We start from the raw sequence: 17,134 nt of genomic DNA, 5'->3' as shown, positions 1-17,134 counted from the left end.
CGGTTGTTTTATGGGATTTTATAAAGTTTTCGCACCTAAATATTTTGGTTTCCAATAAGAATTATCCATATCCGTGATGGTTATTCCTTTAGAAGAAGTAGCACTGATGAATTGACCATTTCCGATATAGATACCAACATGGGATACCCCTGTTCTTCCAGAAGAAGTATCAAAGAATACAAGGTCACCCTTAGCTGGTGAAGATACTTTTAAACCTGTATTGGAATAAAGCAAGGATGTTGTACGCGGTAAGGTGATTCCTTGTGATTTCTGGAATACGTAATAGACGAAGCCTGAGCAGTCAAATCCAGTTGGTGTTGTTCCGCCCCATTTGTAGGGTTTGCCTATTAAGGTTTTTGCATAGCTGATCAAGCTTGTATTATTGACCTTATAAACACCAAGCTTATTAAATGTGTTACGGCCCGCAATTCCGTCGGCAGTCAGTCCTTTGGCTTTTTGGAATTTTTTTACTGCTGATACAGAATAGGTGCCGTAATATGTAGTCAGTGAACCTGAATATGTGAAATAACCTTTGGTTTTTAAAAGTTGTTGTAGTTGTTTGACATCACTATGTGTCATTCCGGGTCTGAGGGTTTGATCTCCAATATTTGCAAAGGCTTGCAGCGGGGTTAGCATCATGGCAGAAGCAACAGCAGCTGAAGCGATCCATTTCTTCATAATTTTCATTTCCTCTCTATCTATCTCTCTATATTCTTAACAATATTATCCTACAATACCATTATGACAATTAGACATAATTTTGGTTACAGTTTTATTACAAAAAATGAGTAGTAAGACTAAGTTTAAAATAGACGAAAGAATGTTGAAAAGGGTGAAAAAAATTAAAAAAACTAAGTATAAGGATCCATTAAAAATTATTCAAGATACGAATTGATTCTTTTTAAAAAAACTATTTGGGTATTCAGTTTAAATATGGTATTTTAACCATTTTTAGTATCTATTATATTTTTCAAGGAAATTACATTAAAAAGTAGAAATTTGTATGAAAACTTCCATTGAATAAGAACGTATATTCGGTTAAAGTTATGAATATAATAAAAGCGAACGTATATTCTTGTTAGGGTGAGAAGTGATGGATTATGGGACGATGCCGAAACAATCAATTATGTGTATCGATATGAAAAGTTTTTATGCAAGCTGTTCAGCGGTCATGCTTGGTCTGGACCCGCTTGATTGTTATCTGGCGGTGGTTGGTGATTTGAAGAGGACAGGGAGCATTGTGCTTGCGGCTTCTCCAAAGATGAAGAAGGAATTTGGCATCAAGACAGGTTCGCGGATGTTTGAGATCCCGAATGATCCGAGGATTGTCGTCGTTGAACCTAAAATGGCGACCTATTTAAGGGTTTCGACGGAAATCACCCGCTTGTTCAACCGTTATGTGCCCAAAGAAGCGATTCACGTATATAGTGTGGACGAAAGTTTTGTGAAAGTCGATGGTGCCGCTTCTTTATGGGGAGATGCCCGGATGATAGCTGAAAAGATAAAGGATGAAATCGAACGGGAATTACAGCTCCCCTGTGCCATTGGAATTGGACCGAACATGCTTATGGCAAAACTTTGCCTTGATTTGGAAGCCAAACATAATGGGATTGCAGAATGGAAGTATGAGGATGTGCCAAGCAAACTTTGGCCGATTTCCCCGCTTCGTGAAATGTGGGGGATCGGCAGGCGCGTAGAAAAAACCCTTCATGGAATGGGAATATTTACGGTTGGACAGCTTGCCAATTATGATCTTGAATTACTTGAAGCGAAGTTTGGAATTATGGGCAATCAGCTTTACCACCATGCTTGGGGAATAGATTTATCCGATATGGGGGCAGCGATCATCGAAGGGCAGGTAAGCTTCGGCAAAAGTCAAATCCTGCTGCGGGATTATAAGGAGGAGCATGAGGTAAAGCAGGTCATGCTGGAAATTTGCGAAGAAGTTGGAAGAAGGGCACGCACCCATCGCAAGGCAGGAAGGACGGTGAGCCTAAGCATTGGTTACAGCAAGGATGAGTTCGGCGGAGGTTTCCAACGTTCGCGTTCAATTAGCGAACCGACCAACATTACGATGGAGCTATATAAAGTTTGCCTGGAGCTTTTTCATGAGAACTATAAGCAAAAAACGGTTCGGAGCATAGAGGTCAGGCTCTCGAATATTGTGGATGATAACGAAATGCAGCTGACTTTATTCGATGCTTCGCGCTGGAAGAAGCGGGAATTGAGTTACACGGTTGATCGAATCCGCCATAAATATGGAGCCAAATCGTTATTGCGTGCCGTTTCGTATACAGAAGCAGGTACAGCCGTTTACCGAAGTAAGCTGCTTGGTGGTCATAAGGCGTAAGGTTGACTTTGAAGGGAGGGAAAAGAATGATACGTGATCGCGGCCGTATCAAATGGACATCGATGATGTTGCCGGAGCATGTGAAGATGCTTCGGGATTGGGTGGTGGAGGATGGCTATGAAACGAAGCGCATCCTGGATGAGCAGCAACTGGAAGAAATGAATGCGGTAATGGGGGAAGCGATGGAGGAAAGAAAGGATGTCACGATTGCTCATTATGAAGGAAACCGGTATCAGCTGTTAATCGGCAGGATCCATTATTATAATGAGCTCACCCAAAAGCTTCATATCGTCGATCGGTTTCAGCAGGCTCACTATATCAGGCTTTCCGATATCGCGGATGTAAGGATAATGGAATGATGAGCCGAAGGGCTGTTCCCAAGGGACAGCCTTTCAAAACGGCATCGTGATGAAAGGTATCACGGAGGAGTATGAGAATCGGCATTTGTTAGCACGGTCAATGAAGAAAGTGATTTTCGTGTCGGCTGACGCTTGCAAAGGAAGGCAGTTTCTTTAACAGAAGCGTATTTATCGTTTATAATGGGGGAAACATCGGGAGGCGTGCAATCATGTATATTGAATGGACGGAAACAGCGGCTGAGAAAATGGCCGATAAGGTACAGGGACAAGAAGGATATTTACAGTTGAAATATGATACTGATGGCTGTGGCTGCGTGGTAAGCGGTGTGACCGCGCTATGGTGGGTCAACGAACCTGAAGAAGGTACCGAAAAAGTGGAAACAAACGGGATTCCACTATATGTGGAGAAATCAAAAATGATTTTTCTTGATGAAGTCATGAAAATAGACTTTGTTCCGGAAGCGAACAGCTTTCAATTAAAAAGTCCGAATCAAATCTTGAATCCAAGGATGAGTTATTTTAATAAAATCTGACTAAAAAGCAAAGAGGGGATCTTGGATACCCTCTTTTTTCTTCTCAGACAAGTTTTAGAAACTGATCGATTTGATCTTCATATTCTTTTGGATTTTCATTATAAGATTGAGCGTGGGCCCCTTTTTTAGCGATGTAAAGCTGCTTTGGGCCCTCTTTTGCTGCATATAATTCCGCTGTCATGGAAGCGGGAATGAAACTGTCATTTTCACTATGGATGAAGAGCACCGGGTTTCGGATATTTTTTATATAATCGATTGGGGACACTTCGTTGGTCCAATATCCGTCACGGAGTTTGATGAACGTACGCCCAAGCGGAAACACGGTCCAGGAAGGAAATGGGACTTCATGCTTGAGCTGGTGTTTGATTTGATCCTCGAAATTTGAAAATGGACAGTCGGCAACGTAAAAATCAGCACCGTCTTCAAGCATTCCGGCATATAAAAGCAGGGTTACGGCCCCCATGGATTCACCATGAATGCCAATATGAAGGTCGGAACCTTTACGTCTTTTCAATTCATCGATTACGGCCTTCAGGTCGAATTTTTCATAATGTCCGTAACTGCTCGTCTTGCCACCGGAATCCCCATGCCGGCGGTGGTCATAAATGATTGCGTTGAAGCCCCGCTTAAGAAAAATATTCATGTACTTAATCGAATTGACTTTGTTTTCCGTCACACCATGAGAAATGATCACCCACTTATTGGTGTCATGCGGTTCGATAAACAAGCATTTCAAGGAATATCCGGATGGTGACGATACCCAAATTTCCGTTTTAGGCAGATTATCAAAATCCTCCCGGATCAGGCGTTTAGCCATGATTTCACGATTCTGGATAAAATCATCTTCCTTCTTTTTCATGTACATGATCCGATTGGAAAAATAAATGCCGACGCCGATGATATACGATAGGATTCCGGCGAGTGTAAACCACCATTTCTTCATGGAAGGTCCTCCTAGGTTTATTTTCTTTATTTTACCATGTGGGAAATGGGAAAACACTGTTTGAAAACCATGACGAGGAAAACGGCAGTCGTGATATAATAATTTCATAAATGGCCAGGAGGTTTTAAGGATGAAAAAGAAACAGCCGCGAAATCAAACTCAAAGCAAAAACCAAGATAAAGATTCATCTTCATTGAAACTTGGTGATATGATCAATCAAGATATCATGTCCCAGCTTCGTCAAAAGCAAAAGGAACTTAATGAGGCTGAACAAGAAAAAAGGGCAGCGGAAGAAGAAAAGAAACGCGAAGAAAGAAAGCGGCGGGAGAAGAATAAATCATTTGAAGAACTATTGGGTGAAAGCAATCTGAACTGGAAGAACTATAAATGAAGGACAGGGAGCAGTTTAAGTTTTAAGTGGGCTGGCTCCCTTTTTCTGTTCAGGAAGACCATTCCTTGCTGATATTCCTTTATTTTATAAAGTATAACGATTATATTAAAGATAAGTTCGATATGCTTTCATATCGGATGGACTACTATTAGCTGGTGATATGATGCAAAATAAAATAGAAAAAGTACTGGAAGACCAATTATGTTTCCTGCTTTATGCAAGTTCGCGGGAAATGACGAAGAAATATAAACCGCTGCTTGATAAACTTGAAGTGACATATCCTCAATATCTTGTCCTGCTTCTATTATGGGAACAGGATACACTTACAGTAAAAAAACTTGGGGAGCTCCTTGCCCTCGACTCAGGAACGCTTACTCCCATGTTGAAACGAATGGAGCAGAATGGCTTGATTGTCCGTGAACGTTCGACTGAAGATGAACGGTCTGTCATGATCAAGCTGACGGAAAAGGGACTTGGTTTACAGGAAGAGGCCTGCTTCATTCCCGATCGCATTTCGGCTATGTCGGGTGATGATAAGAAGGTGGTTGAGGATTTAAAAGCTTCACTGCTCCAACTATTGAAAACTTTACAGCAATTTTAGCAAAGAAAAGACGCTTGGGGTTCCCCAGCGTCTTTTTGTCGGATTTAATCTACATCTATTTCAAAAGTGACGTCCACATTGCCGTTGATTGCTTTTGAATAAGGACACATTTGATGTGCTTTATGAACAAGGGTTTCGAATGTCGCCTTATCGACCCCGGAACCCTTCACAGCCAAAGTTACAGCCAAGCTGTACTGATGCATCTCACCCATCAATAGGCTGACGCTTGCGGTAACCTTGGAATCGAAGGGAACGCGTTCAATTTTACCAACTGATTGCAAAGCACTATCAAAACATGCAGCATATCCAGCTGCAAAAAGCTGTTCCGGATTAGATGCTTCAGGCATCTGTTTAGCCCTTGGTGTTCCAGGCATCGCAATATCAACCGTGAAGTTGCCGTCAGCAGAAATTGCCGTTCCTTCTCTTCCGCCATCAACTGTTACAGACGTTGTAAATAATGTTTTTGTCATCATTTTTTCTCCCTTATCTTTTTATTTTTAATTGTGCACAACTGAATTGTATAATATTAATTTTGGGATGTCCAATGAAAAGTTTAAAACCGTTAAATGGGTTTGGAAAGGAATTAGAATGATCGGAAACTTGAAAGCTGTACAGAAGAGAGTATGGCGAAAAAAAACGTTGGAACGGAAAAAGGCTGCCTATCACGTTGTTAAACGGAGATAGTGCAGCCTAATTTATTTGAAACATTTAGTTTAGTTCCATTCTTTTTAATCCCGGTGACTTTCATATTTGTTCGCTTTGGTCAACTGCTTTAAGATATCCAACTCGATTTTGGACAGTGAAGGACTGTTAGCGGCCTGGCAGTTCTCACGGAGCTGCTGTACTGAGCTTGCTCCTGGTACAACGGTAGCGACGCTTGGATGGGACAATACATATTGAAGTGCCGTTTCATTTAACTTCCTATCGGAAAGTTTGTCCTTTATTTCCGGAAGCAAATCTTTAAGTTCGTGATAGCTATAGTCAAGATATCCATCCTCATTTGCCTTTTCAAGCATTTTTTCACTGAGCAGCCCTTTGGCAAGGGGGCCACGGGCAATAATGCTGATCTGTTTGTTGGCCAAAAGGGACATCCACTCTTCTGGGCGGCGGTCGAGTAGATTAAACTGCATCATCACGGAATCAAGCTTAGACTTTTCCGAGAATTCCTTGATCACATTCGGACGAATCGAGGAAATTCCATAATATCGGATATAGCCTTCTTTTTTCAAATCTTCAAATGCTTCTATCGTTTCTCCGATATTGTCTGAAATGGTGCCGCCATGTAACTGATAAAGATCAATATAGTCAGTTCCCAATCTCTTTATGCTATCTTTTACTGCCGTTTTAATATATTCGCCAGATGGATCCCAGCTCCAGGAATCTTTGTTTTCATTCCAGCGGTTTCCGACCTTGGTGGCTATGTATACCTTATCGCGGACCGATTTTAAATTCTTTCCGACGATTTCTTCATTCATGCCGAAATCATATAAGTCAGCAGTATCAAAATAATTGATTCCTTCATCTAAAGCGGCCTGTATGATTTCGGATGCCTGATTTTCAACAGTCCCCAATGACATGCATCCGAGCCCGATTTCAGAAACTAGCAAGTCTGAATTTCCTAGTCTGCGTTTTTTCATGTTATCCACTCCCTTACATTTCATTGTAAAGGAGAAATCCATTTCACTCAAAGAATTCACTTGATCCGTTTTAAAGGAGTGGGCGGCACCTGATCGTGTATGTCGGCTATCCAATCATTGATATAGACATATTGATTTTGCAATTGTTTTAGTTTTTGAAGGATTTCCCAACTCTTTCCGGATAAAGTAACGCTTTTTTCCAGTACGTAAACTTTCATTAAAATCGCCCTCCATCTCTATTATGGTAAAATGTATGAGGAATCATGCTGCAATTAGAACAGAGGAGTGGTCAGGATGAAAAAATTTGAAGAAAAAACGCTGTCTTCGGAAAAAATCTTCACAGGAAAGGTAATCAGCCTGCAAGTGGATGATGTAGAGCTTCCTGATGGGAAAACGGGTAAACGTGAAATAATCAAGCATCCGGGAGCGGTTGCCATCATAGCTCTCACGGCAGAAAATAAAATCATCATGGTTGAACAGTACCGTAAAGCGCTGGAGAGAAGCTTGGTGGAAATTCCTGCAGGAAAGCTGGAAAAAGGCGAAGAACCGGTTCTGTCGGCTAAACGGGAGCTGGAAGAGGAGACAGGTTATGAATGTGAAAAAATGGAGCACATCATATCCTTCTATACATCGCCAGGTTTCGCCGATGAATTGGTCCACCTATATGTGGCCCACAATTTGAAAAAGAAAGAAAATGCAGCCCCGCTGGATGAAGATGAATTCGTCGAGATGATTGAACTCACGCTGGAGGAAGCTCAAACTTATATGGATGAAGGGAAGATCAAAGATGCCAAAACGGCATATGCAGTTCAGTATCTACAGTTGAAAAAGGCGATGAAATCGTAAATGAAAGAGTTTTACGCTGACCTGCATATCCATATAGGCAGAACGAGAAGCGGAAGTGCCGTGAAAATAACAGGTGCTAAAACGTTAACCTTCAGCAATGTGCTGCAAGTGGCAAGTGAAAGGAAGGGCCTTGATCTAATCGGGATAATCGATTGCCATTCTCCTGAAATTATCGAAGAAATCGAAGCGGGGATGCTGGACGGCGAAATCACGGAGAAGATTGAAGGCGGACTTCAATACAAGAATACAACCATCATTCCAGGCTCGGAGATTGAAATTTATGATCAGAATTGTAATGGACCGATCCATGTCCTCGCTTATTTTCCCACTATAAAAGCGATGAAGGAATTCTCCTCATGGATGAGCGGACATGTTAAAAATATTACCTTGAGCTCCCAAAGGATTTATTGTGATGGAAGAACACTGCAAAAGATCGTGAAATCACTGGGCGGCCTGTTTATCCCGGCACATGTTTTCACCCCATTTAAAAGCTTATATGGAAAAGGGGTGCGATCCAGTCTTACAGAAGTATTCGATCCGGAGCTAATTGATGCCATCGAACTTGGTTTAAGTTCTGATACAGAAATGGTCAAGGATATCGAGGAGTTGGACTCCTATGTATTCGTAACAAATTCCGATGCGCATTCGCTTGGGAAAATCGCTCGGGAATATCAAAAAGTCCTGCTTGAGGAACCAAGTTTCAATGAGCTGGCAAAAGCCCTTAAAGAAAAAGGGAATCGTAAGGTGACCGTTAATTATGGATTGAACCCCTTATTGGGAAAGTATCATCAAACTGTATGTTCAGGGTGCTTACACCAGGTATTGAGGGATAGTGAACAATGTCCCGAATGCGGTAATAAATCCATTATAAAAGGGGTATCGTCCAGGATTGAAGAGCTCTCCATTTCCGGGACGGACGGAAGAAATGGCAGGGAAAGGCCGCCGTATATCCACCAAGTACCACTTGATTTCATCCCGGGACTCGGTCCTAAATCCATGGAAAAACTGCTGGTGGCATTTGGAACAGAGATGAATATCCTACATGAAGTTACGCTTGAACAGCTCAAGGAAATCGTTCCTGAAAAATTGGCGGGCTATATCGATTCTGCCAGAAAAGGGACGCTATCTTTTGAAGTGGGGGGCGGAGGAAAGTACGGAAAGGTCAAAAAGGAATTAACCTGAAAAAAGTCCTGACAGATGGAGATCTGTCAGGGCTTTTTTAGTTAGTTGTTTTTGCATAAATGGATGTGTCCCGCACTTCCTTGCCATCTGCACTAAGAAAGTCATTACGCAAAATTCCTTCAAGGGTATACCCCAGCTTTTCGGGAATCCGTTTGCTGGCGATATTATTAGGATCACAGCGGATCTCGACCCGCTTTGCTCCATAATGGTAAAAGGCGAATTTGGTTAACTTTTCTACCGCCTCCGTTATGTAGCCTTGTTTACTGTATCTCGTATCAATCCAATAGCCAATTTCGAATTTGGGAATATCCCAGTTAATTCGGTGCAGACCGGTGGAGCCGATGAATTGATCGTCTTCTTTCCTATAAATATGGAGTCTGATATCCTCTTTTAAAATGAAATCCGAAAAGGACTTAAGGACATTCTGTTCAGAAGTTTCCAAAGAAACATCTTGATGGGCAAACGGCAGCCATTGTTTCAATTCAGGTTTGGAATGGACAATGGCCTCGTGAACGTCCAGGCCATCGCCAGGCTGACAGGGCCTTAGATATAATCGTGGGGTTTCAATTTTTTCGGGGAAATCCATTAATATAGCTTTCATATCCTGCCTCCATATCGTTATTATGGAAAATTATAACATGAATTGAGCTCAAGGTGTTCGGCTGAGGGAGAAAGTTTTCTTAGCATAAATGAGAGAGTGAAAACATAGATTCTAGTAAGCGGAGTTGGGAGGATGAAAGATGAAAAAAAAATCTGTCGTACAAAATGCCGTAATGAAACATATTAACGAACATTCCTCATTATATGTCTTTATCACTGTGCTTTTTTTGATGGGTGTCATTTTTGGGGCAATATTAGTGAATAGTTTGAGCTTTACCCAAAAGGAAGACTTGTTCTATTATTTATCGCAATTTTTCGGACAAGTATCCAAAGGTGAATTTGCCTCTTCGCATGATATGTTCAGCCAAAGTATTATGCATAATATAAAATATATCGGGGTCATCTGGATTCTCGGAATATCGGTCATCGGTTTGCCAGTCATCCTGGTTTTGTTATTTATAAAAGGGATGGTTGTTGGATTCACAGTCGGCTTTTTAGTCAATCAAATGGGATGGAGCGGTTTTTTATTATCGTTTGTCGCTATTTTGCCCCAAAACATATTCATCGTCCCGATATTCATCGTGATAACCGTGCTTGCCGTCTCGCTATCAATGAAAATGATCAGCCGGATTTTCCTAAAGCAGGTTCGTGAACCGCTGAAGCCGATAATTTCACGGTATATTTTCTCATTGATCTTGTCGGGAGTATTTTTGATTACAGCTGCTGCATTTGAAGCGTACCTATCCCCTTCTTTAATGAAAAATGTCGTAAGTTTATTGGGTCATTGATTGAAATTTGCCGTTCCCGCAAATTTTTTTATCATTAACAAGAAATCTATTTTGACAGTTTTCCCTCTTTTGATATAATGGATAGGATAGCGGCGCGGGAGGGAATATTAGGTATGGAAATAGAAAACAGAATTGATAGGATAAAAAAGCAGTTACACTCGTCCAGCTACAAATTAACGCCTCAGCGAGAAGCGACCGTCCGCGTTTTACTTGAGCATGAAGAGGATCATTTAAGCGCAGAAGACGTTTACCTCCTTGTCAAAGAAAAGTCGCCGGAAATTGGATTGGCAACAGTTTACCGTACACTAGAGTTGCTGACTGAATTGAAGATAGTAGATAAAATTAACTTTGGAGACGGGGTTTCCCGTTATGATTTAAGACAAGAAGGAGCTGCGCATTTCCATCATCATCTTGTTTGTGTGGAATGTGGTGCGGTAGATGAGATTCAGGAAGACCTACTTGAAGACGTAGAAGACATTGTGGAACGCGACTGGAACTTCAAGATAAAAGACCATAGATTAACCTTTCATGGCATTTGTCATCGATGTCATGACAAAGAAGAAAATAAAGGTGAATGAAGTCGGACCTTTTCCATTTAATGGAGAAGGTTTTCTGCATTTTTAAAACCTATTTTCTCAAGTAAGAGTTGTTTTTGTTTTCTCCTTTCCGAAACACGTATAAAACTTGTCCTGTTGGGCATAGATTGATACAAAGGATCGAATGGGAGGGGAAAGATGATGAAAACATCATTATCGCTTGTTTTGCATACGGCTAAAGTGATGATTCTCTTTGTTAGCTTCACTGTTCTTTTTTATATAGGAATGGTATGGTTAAATCAGGAATATCAAGATTATCATCGTTATGATGAACCGAAAGGCATGGCTGTAAAAGTATCGAAGGCAGTAGATACGGGTGATGATGCATGGCTTGAACGCTTAATGTTGTTTTATTTAAACGGGGAGTAATGAATATGGAGAATCAAATTAGGGATTTCATTCATTTTTTAACCATTGAAAAAGGGCTTGCCAAGAATACGCTCGTTTCGTATGAGCGTGACTTAAGATCATATTGGAGCTTCCTGAAAGAAGCTGAAGCCATCGAAGATTGGAATGATTCACGGCGGGTCAACATCCTGCATTTTCTCGTGCATTTGAAGGATCAAGGGAAATCATCGAAGACGGTGGCGCGTCATATAGCCTCCATTCGGTCTTTTCATCAATTTCTTCTAAGGGAAAAAGTAACCGATCAGGATCCGTCCATACATATAGAAACGCCAAAACCAGAACGAAGTCTTCCAAAGGTATTAAGCATGGAAGAGGTTGAAGCACTATTGGAAGCCCCAAAGAAAATGGATGAATTCGGCTTACGCGATAAGGCGATGCTAGAACTGATGTATGCGACGGGTATGCGTGTCAGTGAGTTGATATCCATGGATGTAAGTGATGTCCATGCATCCATGGGTTTTGTCCGTTGTGTAGGGAAAGGAAATAAAGAGAGAATCATTCCGATTGGCCAAACTGCATTGGGTGCGATTGAACATTATATGGAAAGTTCCCGGGGAAAAATGGCCAGCCCTAAGCACAGGACAGATTCACTTTTTTTGAATCATCATGGAAACAGGCTGACAAGGCAGGGATTTTGGAAAATTCTAAAAAAACTTGTAAAATCGGCACAAATTGAAAAAGAAATTACACCGCATACACTAAGACATTCTTTCGCGACACATCTATTGATGAACGGGGCTGATTTACGTGCCGTCCAAGAAATGCTTGGTCATGCGGATATTTCGACAACTCAAATTTATACACATATTACGAACGTACGGATCAAGGATGTATATTCAAAATTCCATCCGCGCGCTTAAAAGAATAGTAGAATGATAGAAAGGTTGTGAATTTAACTGCGAAGCGGTTGAAGGAGCAGCCTTTTTATTTCAGTAAGGCTACAGCATGCTCTAGTGTCAGTTTGTTTATTCCGAAATATATTATTTGTCTCCATCATGGTAATCGTTTACAATGTAGAGAGGTCAGACTTCTGACGTTCTCGCAGTTTCATTTAAAATGAAGAGTAAATGAGCAGAATAAGGGTATTATAGAGAGTATAAAAAGTGATTTACTATTTTAGGAGGAATGACTTATGAAAGGGAATTCAGCATTTAATCGAATATTTGTAATAGTTATGGATTCAGTTGGAATTGGTGAAGCACCTGATGCAGATTTATTCGGTGATAAAGGGGCGGATACACTCGGCCATATCGGAGAAAGAATGAATGGATTGAACATGCCGACTCTCGCAAAATTGGGTTTAGGCAATATCCGTGAAATCAAGGGGATTGAAAAAGCTCAGCAACCTCTCGCATACTATACGAAAATGAAGGAAGCCTCTACAGGAAAAGATACGATGACTGGACATTGGGAAATCATGGGTTTGAACATATCGACTCCATTCCGTGTATTTCCGGATGGTTTCCCGGAATTATTAGTCAATGAACTCGAGGCGAAGATGGGTCGGGGAATTATTGGGAACGTCCCTGCAAGCGGCACGGAAATCATTGAAAGGCTCGGCGAGGAACATATGAAAACGGGTGCGCTGATCGTATATACATCAGCAGATTCCGTATTACAGATTGCTGCACATGAAGACATCGTCCCGATAGACGAATTGTACAAGATTTGTGAAATTGCCCGTGAAGTGACAATGGCTGATGAGTTCAAGGTTGGACGCGTGATTGCCAGACCTTTCACAGGTGAACCAGGAAACTTCAAAAGAACGCCTAATCGTCATGATTATGCATTGAAGCCTTTCAATCGGACAGTAATGGATGAATTGAAAGATTCTGGATATGACGTGCTCGCAATCGGGAAGATCTCGGATATCTTTGATGGGGAAGGCGTCACTGAATCATTAAGGACCGTATCCAATATGGATGGAATGGATAAATTAATCCAAACGGTGGAACAGGATTTTAAAGGGTTAAGTTTCCTTAATCTAGTCGACTTCGATGCTTTATACGGTCACCGCCGCGATCCAGAGGGATACGGAAAGGCATTGGAAGAATTCGATGCTAGGATGCCGGAAGTCCTTGATAAACTGAAAGAGGATGATTTATTGATCATCACTGCCGATCACGGGAATGATCCGGTCCATGAAGGAACCGATCATACACGTGAATTTGTACCTTTATTAGTCTATTCCAAACGATTTACAGAAGGTGCCGAACTCCCGATAAGAGATACATTTGCTGATATCGGGGCGACGGTCGCTGCTAACTTTGATGTAAAAATGCCTGCCTACGGGAAAAATATATTGGGCGATCTAAATTTAGGGGAGATTAAATAGATGTTTAATAAAATAGAAACTGCTGCGTCATTCATAAAAAGTAAAATTGAAGGCTCTCCGGAGATAGGCCTGATTCTTGGTTCCGGACTTGGAGTATTGGCAGATGAAATTGAAAATCCCATTACGATTCCATACCACGAAATCCCGGAATTCCCGGTATCGACTGTTGAAGGTCACGCTGGACAGCTTGTCATTGGACAATTAAGTGGCAAAAAAGTTGTAGCCATGCAAGGGCGTTTCCACTTTTATGAGGGTTACTCCATGGAGAAGGTCACTTTTCCTGTACGTGTAATGAAACTTCTTGGTGTTAAGCAGTTAATTGTAACGAATGCTGCCGGAAGCGTTAATGAAAGCTATGAACCAGGTGACTTGATGCTCATTACGGATCATATTAATTTAATGGGGGCAAACCCATTGATTGGTCCTAATGAAGAGCGTTTCGGTCCTAGATTCCCTGATATGTCGGAAGCTTATAATAAAGACCTTCGGTCACAAGCGAAAAAAATAGCAGCTTCACTAGGATTGGATATTAAAGAAGGTGTCTATATCGGGAATACAGGACCGACCTATGAGACACCTGCAGAAGTGAAAATGGCACGGATCCTTGGCGGGGATGCAGTTGGTATGTCGACAGTTCCGGAAGTTATCGTAGCAAGGCATAGCGATATGAAAGTGCTCGGAATCTCATGCCTTACCAATATGGCCGCAGGCATTCTGGATCAGCCTTTGTCGCATGAAGAGGTAATTGAAACGACGGAAAAAGTGAAAAGCAGCTTTCTGGAATTTGTTAAGCACATCGTTAAAGACATATAAAACGGACCAAAAAATACAAGTACACCTAAAGAGAAGCGGTGTCCTTAAAAAAGTGGGGATTCTAATATGAGAATGGTAGATTTAATCGAGAAAAAGCGTGATGGAAAGGCTCTTACTACAGAAGAAATACAGTTCATCATCAAAGGGTTTACCGACGGATCGATTCCGGATTACCAAATGAGCGCTTGGTCAATGGCTGTTTACTTCAAAGGCATGAATGAGCAGGAACGTGCTGATTTAACCATGGCAATGGTCGAATCAGGAGATCAAATTGATTTATCGATGATTGAAGGAATTAAGGTCGATAAACATTCAACAGGCGGTGTTGGTGATACGACAACATTAGTGCTTGGGCCATTGGTTGCTGCTGTAGGTGTTCCAGTGGCAAAGATGTCAGGACGCGGTCTTGGCCATACAGGCGGAACGATCGATAAGTTGGAGTCTGTAAAGGGATTTCATGTCGAAATAGAAAACGACGAGTTCATACGACTTGTTAATAAAAATAAGATAGCTGTCATTGGACAAAGTGGTAACCTGACTCCAGCCGACAAAAAGCTATATGCATTGCGTGATGTTACGGCTACCGTTAACAGTATCGGTTTGATTGCTGGCTCGATCATGAGTAAGAAAATCGCAGCTGGTGCTGATGCAATCGTACTTGATGTTAAAACGGGAGCGGGCGCTTTCATGAAAACGCTTGAAGATTCCGAAGAGTTGGCGCATGCAATGGTTAGCATCGGAAACAATGTAGGGCGAAATACGATGGCTGTCATTTCCGATATGAGCCAACCGTTGGGTTACGCAATCGGAAATGCTTTAGAAGTGAAGGAAGCCATCGATACACTTAAAGGAGAAGGACCGGAAGATTTAACGGAACTTTCTTTAACACTAGGAAGCCATATGGTATACCTTGCCAAAAAGGCAAGTTCTCTGAAGGAAGCAAGAACCTTGCTGGAAAATGCGATTAAGGATGGTTCTGCACTTAACTCATTCAAGGTTTTCCTAGAAGCGCAGGGAGGCGATGGTTCGGTTGTGGATCAGCCGGAAAAACTGCCGCAGGCTGCCCATACTTTCGAGCTGGAAGCGAAAGAGGACGGATATGTATCGGAGATCATCGCTGATGAAGTAGGAACGGCAGCCATGCTGTTAGGTGCCGGGCGGGCGACTAAGGAATCAGAGATTGATTTGGCAGTCGGACTGGTACTTCGTAAAAAAATAGGGGAAACCGTGGCAAAAGGTGAATCCCTTGTGACGATTTACAGCAACTTTGAAGATGTTTCAAAGGTAAAAGAAAAATTGTATGAAAGCATTGCGATTTCAAAAGAGAAAGTAGAAAAACCTACATTGATCTATAAAGAGATCATGGAATAAATATTTTCCAAAAAAGGCCGCGCTTTTGCGTGGCCTTTTTACGTTTATTTCATTGAATGTTTAAAAGAGGATGCCCATGCGCATCCTCTTTTAATTTGGTTCACTTCGTTACCCTATATCCAGTATATGTTCAAAATTCATCTTTATTTGTATAAAAATGGGTTTAATGGAAAAAATAAATCCTATAAAGATTGGAGGGTATGGAGATGAAGCGGATTCTTTCTCTATTTTTAACCGTATTGGTAGCAATGGGTTTTAGCGTCCCACATACAAAAGCAGCTGAGGAAAAAGGAGTCGAATTGGCGGCAAATGCTAAATCGGCTATTTTGATTGAACGGGATACAGGTACTGTTCTCTATGATAAAAATGCAGACGTTCGTCTTTCGCCGGCAAGCATGACGAAAATCATGACAATGCTGCTGATCATGGAAGCGATCGATAAAGGCGAACTTAGCATGAAGGAGAAAATCAGGACTAGTGAGTATGCAGCATCAATGGGCGGTTCCCAGATCTTCCTCGAGCCAGGTGAAGAAATGACCACAGAACAAATGCTCAAGGGCATCTCGATTGGTTCGGCGAATGATGCATCGGTGGCGATGGCAGAACGTCTAGCTGGATCGGAAGAAGAGTTTGTTAGGAAAATGAACAAAAAGGCGAAAGACCTCGGGTTGAAAAATACAAAGTTCCAAAACGCAACAGGCCTTCCTGTTAAAGATCATTACAGTTCGGCACATGATATGTCGATCATGGCGAAGGAATTATTGAAATACGATACGATTACAAGGTTCACGGGTACATATGAAGATTATCTCCGTGAAAATACCGAAAAGAAATTCTGGCTAGTCAACACGAACAGATTAGTGAAATTTTACCCTGGGGTCGATGGACTGAAGACAGGATTCACAAATGAAGCGAAGTATTGTTTGACAGCGACCGCAAAAAAAGGGAATATGCGTGTCATTGCCGTCGTTTTCGGAGCCGTTTCTCCTAAGGAACGAAATGCTCAGGTCACAAAGATGTTAGATTATGCATTTTCACAATATATCACATACCCGATTTATAAACGCGGCGAGGTGTTAGGTGAAGCAAAGGTAAGTAAAGGCGACAAGAAATCGGTGGTGGGTGTGACAAGTGAACCTATTTCAGTTTTGACAGCCAAAAATGGAACGGCAAAGGACTTTACAAAAAAAATCACGCTTGATAAAGATTTGGATGCCCCGATTAAAAAAGGTGATGAAATTGGTACGCTTGAATTGAAGAAAAACGGCAAGGTGTATGTCGAATCTCCGATTGTTGCGAAGGAAACTGTTGAAAATGCCAGCTGGTGGCAATTGTATAAACGGGCTTTCGGCATGTTTACCCAAGCGAAATAGAATAAATT

21 protein-coding genes are annotated in these 17,134 nt (G+C 41.6%); 15 read left to right on the top strand and 6 right to left on the bottom strand.

The genetic code is table 11. From position 1 onward, the window contains the following. Positions 1 to 18: 18 nt before the first annotated feature. On the bottom strand, positions 19 to 678 hold the full coding sequence (locus tag LQ188_RS12640) for an NlpC/P60 family protein (RefSeq protein WP_101222488.1): 660 nt from the start codon (positions 676 to 678) through the stop codon (positions 19 to 21). Positions 679 to 1,090: 412 nt separating this feature from the next. Between LQ188_RS12640 and LQ188_RS12635 the strand changes: the two genes are divergently transcribed. The 3 genes from LQ188_RS12635 (at position 1,091) to LQ188_RS12625 (ending at position 3,242) form a co-directional block, all read left to right on the top strand. After that, positions 1,091 to 2,350 carry a UV damage repair protein UvrX gene (locus tag LQ188_RS12635; protein WP_101222487.1) on the top strand — a complete coding sequence of 420 codons (1,260 nt, stop codon included), beginning with the start codon at positions 1,091 to 1,093 and terminating at the stop codon, positions 2,348 to 2,350. 26 nt (positions 2,351 to 2,376) lie between these two features. After that, positions 2,377 to 2,709, top strand: coding sequence for a YolD-like family protein (locus LQ188_RS12630; protein ID WP_101222486.1), 333 nt, complete (start codon positions 2,377 to 2,379; stop codon positions 2,707 to 2,709). 209 nt (positions 2,710 to 2,918) lie between these two features. Further along, positions 2,919 to 3,242 (top strand): iron-sulfur cluster biosynthesis family protein, encoded by a 324-nt coding sequence (locus tag LQ188_RS12625; RefSeq protein ID WP_101222485.1) that lies wholly within the window; start codon positions 2,919 to 2,921, stop codon positions 3,240 to 3,242. A 43-nt stretch (positions 3,243 to 3,285) separates the two neighbouring features. Here LQ188_RS12625 and LQ188_RS12620 read toward each other — a convergent pair whose 3' ends face one another. Beyond that, positions 3,286 to 4,185 carry an alpha/beta hydrolase gene (locus tag LQ188_RS12620; RefSeq protein ID WP_230176982.1) on the bottom strand — a complete coding sequence of 300 codons (900 nt, stop codon included), beginning with the start codon at positions 4,183 to 4,185 and terminating at the stop codon, positions 3,286 to 3,288. Positions 4,186 to 4,315: 130 nt separating this feature from the next. Between LQ188_RS12620 and LQ188_RS12615 the strand changes: the two genes are divergently transcribed. Both LQ188_RS12615 and LQ188_RS12610 read left to right on the top strand, forming a co-directional pair. Continuing rightward, a complete protein-coding gene (locus LQ188_RS12615; RefSeq protein WP_101222483.1) occupies positions 4,316 to 4,576 on the top strand; it encodes a YqkE family protein in 261 nt (86 codons plus the stop codon). A gap of 163 nt (positions 4,577 to 4,739) precedes the next feature. Further along, positions 4,740 to 5,177 carry a MarR family transcriptional regulator gene (locus tag LQ188_RS12610; RefSeq protein WP_096337652.1) on the top strand — a complete coding sequence of 146 codons (438 nt, stop codon included), beginning with the start codon at positions 4,740 to 4,742 and terminating at the stop codon, positions 5,175 to 5,177. A 44-nt stretch (positions 5,178 to 5,221) separates the two neighbouring features. Here LQ188_RS12610 and LQ188_RS12605 read toward each other — a convergent pair whose 3' ends face one another. The 3 genes from LQ188_RS12605 to mciZ form a co-directional block, all read right to left on the bottom strand. Beyond that, positions 5,222 to 5,647, bottom strand: a complete 426-nt coding sequence (locus LQ188_RS12605; RefSeq protein WP_230176981.1) for an organic hydroperoxide resistance protein — start codon at positions 5,645 to 5,647, stop codon at positions 5,222 to 5,224. Positions 5,648 to 5,905: 258 nt separating this feature from the next. Then, positions 5,906 to 6,814: an aldo/keto reductase gene (locus LQ188_RS12600; protein WP_230176980.1), complete on the bottom strand. Its 909-nt coding sequence runs from the start codon at positions 6,812 to 6,814 to the stop codon at positions 5,906 to 5,908. A gap of 56 nt (positions 6,815 to 6,870) precedes the next feature. Next, positions 6,871 to 7,032, bottom strand: a complete 162-nt coding sequence (gene mciZ, locus LQ188_RS12595) for a Z-ring formation inhibitor MciZ (RefSeq protein WP_076365517.1) — start codon at positions 7,030 to 7,032, stop codon at positions 6,871 to 6,873. A 76-nt stretch (positions 7,033 to 7,108) separates the two neighbouring features. On the opposite strand from mciZ, the gene LQ188_RS12590 reads away from it, so the two are divergent. Further along, positions 7,109 to 7,660, top strand: a complete 552-nt coding sequence (locus LQ188_RS12590) for an NUDIX hydrolase (RefSeq protein WP_230176979.1) — start codon at positions 7,109 to 7,111, stop codon at positions 7,658 to 7,660. Continuing rightward, on the top strand, positions 7,661 to 8,842 hold the full coding sequence (locus LQ188_RS12585; protein ID WP_230176978.1) for an endonuclease Q family protein: 1,182 nt from the start codon (positions 7,661 to 7,663) through the stop codon (positions 8,840 to 8,842). 37 nt (positions 8,843 to 8,879) lie between these two features. Here LQ188_RS12585 and LQ188_RS12580 read toward each other — a convergent pair whose 3' ends face one another. Beyond that, complete coding sequence (locus LQ188_RS12580) at positions 8,880 to 9,443, bottom strand: GNAT family N-acetyltransferase (protein WP_101222477.1); 564 nt, start codon at positions 9,441 to 9,443, stop codon at positions 8,880 to 8,882. Positions 9,444 to 9,582: 139 nt separating this feature from the next. On the opposite strand from LQ188_RS12580, the gene spoIIM reads away from it, so the two are divergent. The 8 genes from spoIIM (at position 9,583) to LQ188_RS12540 (ending at position 17,126) form a co-directional block, all read left to right on the top strand. After that, complete coding sequence (gene spoIIM, locus LQ188_RS12575) at positions 9,583 to 10,230, top strand: stage II sporulation protein M (protein WP_230176977.1); 648 nt, start codon at positions 9,583 to 9,585, stop codon at positions 10,228 to 10,230. 119 nt (positions 10,231 to 10,349) lie between these two features. After that, the gene (locus LQ188_RS12570) at positions 10,350 to 10,808 is read left to right on the top strand and encodes a Fur family transcriptional regulator (RefSeq protein ID WP_101223459.1); all 459 of its coding nucleotides are present in this window, start codon (positions 10,350 to 10,352) and stop codon (positions 10,806 to 10,808) included. Between the two features lie 159 nt (positions 10,809 to 10,967). Beyond that, positions 10,968 to 11,195 (top strand): YqzK family protein, encoded by a 228-nt coding sequence (locus LQ188_RS12565; RefSeq protein WP_101223458.1) that lies wholly within the window; start codon positions 10,968 to 10,970, stop codon positions 11,193 to 11,195. A gap of 5 nt (positions 11,196 to 11,200) precedes the next feature. Beyond that, positions 11,201 to 12,094, top strand: a complete 894-nt coding sequence (gene xerD, locus LQ188_RS12560) for a site-specific tyrosine recombinase XerD (protein WP_101222475.1) — start codon at positions 11,201 to 11,203, stop codon at positions 12,092 to 12,094. A 272-nt stretch (positions 12,095 to 12,366) separates the two neighbouring features. Then, the gene (deoB, locus tag LQ188_RS12555; RefSeq protein WP_230176976.1) at positions 12,367 to 13,569 is read left to right on the top strand and encodes a phosphopentomutase; all 1,203 of its coding nucleotides are present in this window, start codon (positions 12,367 to 12,369) and stop codon (positions 13,567 to 13,569) included. Continuing rightward, a complete protein-coding gene (locus tag LQ188_RS12550; protein ID WP_101222473.1) occupies positions 13,570 to 14,382 on the top strand; it encodes a purine-nucleoside phosphorylase in 813 nt (270 codons plus the stop codon). A 66-nt stretch (positions 14,383 to 14,448) separates the two neighbouring features. Then, positions 14,449 to 15,753, top strand: a complete 1,305-nt coding sequence (locus tag LQ188_RS12545) for a pyrimidine-nucleoside phosphorylase (RefSeq protein ID WP_101222472.1) — start codon at positions 14,449 to 14,451, stop codon at positions 15,751 to 15,753. A gap of 206 nt (positions 15,754 to 15,959) precedes the next feature. Next, positions 15,960 to 17,126: a D-alanyl-D-alanine carboxypeptidase family protein gene (locus LQ188_RS12540; RefSeq protein WP_230176975.1), complete on the top strand. Its 1,167-nt coding sequence runs from the start codon at positions 15,960 to 15,962 to the stop codon at positions 17,124 to 17,126. Positions 17,127 to 17,134: the final 8 nt, after the last annotated feature.

The organism is Peribacillus sp. Bi134 (genome assembly GCF_918698065.1).
Lineage (GTDB): Bacteria > Bacillota > Bacilli > Bacillales > DSM-1321 > Peribacillus.
This window is presented reverse-complemented; position numbering and strand designations above follow the sequence as displayed.

Excerpts from the sequence above, each read along its gene's own strand:
- LQ188_RS12565 (WP_101223458.1), top strand. The coding sequence starts at position 10,968 with ATGAAAACATCATTATCGCTTGTTTTGCATACGGCTAAAGTGATGATT.
- LQ188_RS12585 (WP_230176978.1), top strand. The coding sequence starts at position 7,661 with ATGAAAGAGTTTTACGCTGACCTGCATATCCATATAGGCAGAACGAGA.
- LQ188_RS12630 (WP_101222486.1), top strand. The coding sequence starts at position 2,377 with ATGATACGTGATCGCGGCCGTATCAAATGGACATCGATGATGTTGCCG.
- LQ188_RS12550 (WP_101222473.1), top strand. The coding sequence starts at position 13,570 with ATGTTTAATAAAATAGAAACTGCTGCGTCATTCATAAAAAGTAAAATT.
- LQ188_RS12590 (WP_230176979.1), top strand. The coding sequence starts at position 7,109 with ATGAAAAAATTTGAAGAAAAAACGCTGTCTTCGGAAAAAATCTTCACA.
- xerD (WP_101222475.1), top strand. The coding sequence starts at position 11,201 with ATGGAGAATCAAATTAGGGATTTCATTCATTTTTTAACCATTGAAAAA.
- LQ188_RS12600 (WP_230176980.1), bottom strand. The coding sequence starts at position 6,814 with ATGAAAAAACGCAGACTAGGAAATTCAGACTTGCTAGTTTCTGAAATC.
- LQ188_RS12620 (WP_230176982.1), bottom strand. The coding sequence starts at position 4,185 with ATGAAGAAATGGTGGTTTACACTCGCCGGAATCCTATCGTATATCATC.
- LQ188_RS12615 (WP_101222483.1), top strand. The coding sequence starts at position 4,316 with ATGAAAAAGAAACAGCCGCGAAATCAAACTCAAAGCAAAAACCAAGAT.
- LQ188_RS12605 (WP_230176981.1), bottom strand. The coding sequence starts at position 5,647 with ATGACAAAAACATTATTTACAACGTCTGTAACAGTTGATGGCGGAAGA.
- LQ188_RS12625 (WP_101222485.1), top strand. The coding sequence starts at position 2,919 with ATGTATATTGAATGGACGGAAACAGCGGCTGAGAAAATGGCCGATAAG.
- deoB (WP_230176976.1), top strand. The coding sequence starts at position 12,367 with ATGAAAGGGAATTCAGCATTTAATCGAATATTTGTAATAGTTATGGAT.
- LQ188_RS12545 (WP_101222472.1), top strand. The coding sequence starts at position 14,449 with ATGAGAATGGTAGATTTAATCGAGAAAAAGCGTGATGGAAAGGCTCTT.
- spoIIM (WP_230176977.1), top strand. The coding sequence starts at position 9,583 with ATGAAAAAAAAATCTGTCGTACAAAATGCCGTAATGAAACATATTAAC.
- mciZ (WP_076365517.1), bottom strand. The coding sequence starts at position 7,032 with ATGAAAGTTTACGTACTGGAAAAAAGCGTTACTTTATCCGGAAAGAGT.
- LQ188_RS12640 (WP_101222488.1), bottom strand. The coding sequence starts at position 678 with ATGAAGAAATGGATCGCTTCAGCTGCTGTTGCTTCTGCCATGATGCTA.
- LQ188_RS12610 (WP_096337652.1), top strand. The coding sequence starts at position 4,740 with ATGCAAAATAAAATAGAAAAAGTACTGGAAGACCAATTATGTTTCCTG.
- LQ188_RS12580 (WP_101222477.1), bottom strand. The coding sequence starts at position 9,443 with ATGAAAGCTATATTAATGGATTTCCCCGAAAAAATTGAAACCCCACGA.
- LQ188_RS12540 (WP_230176975.1), top strand. The coding sequence starts at position 15,960 with ATGAAGCGGATTCTTTCTCTATTTTTAACCGTATTGGTAGCAATGGGT.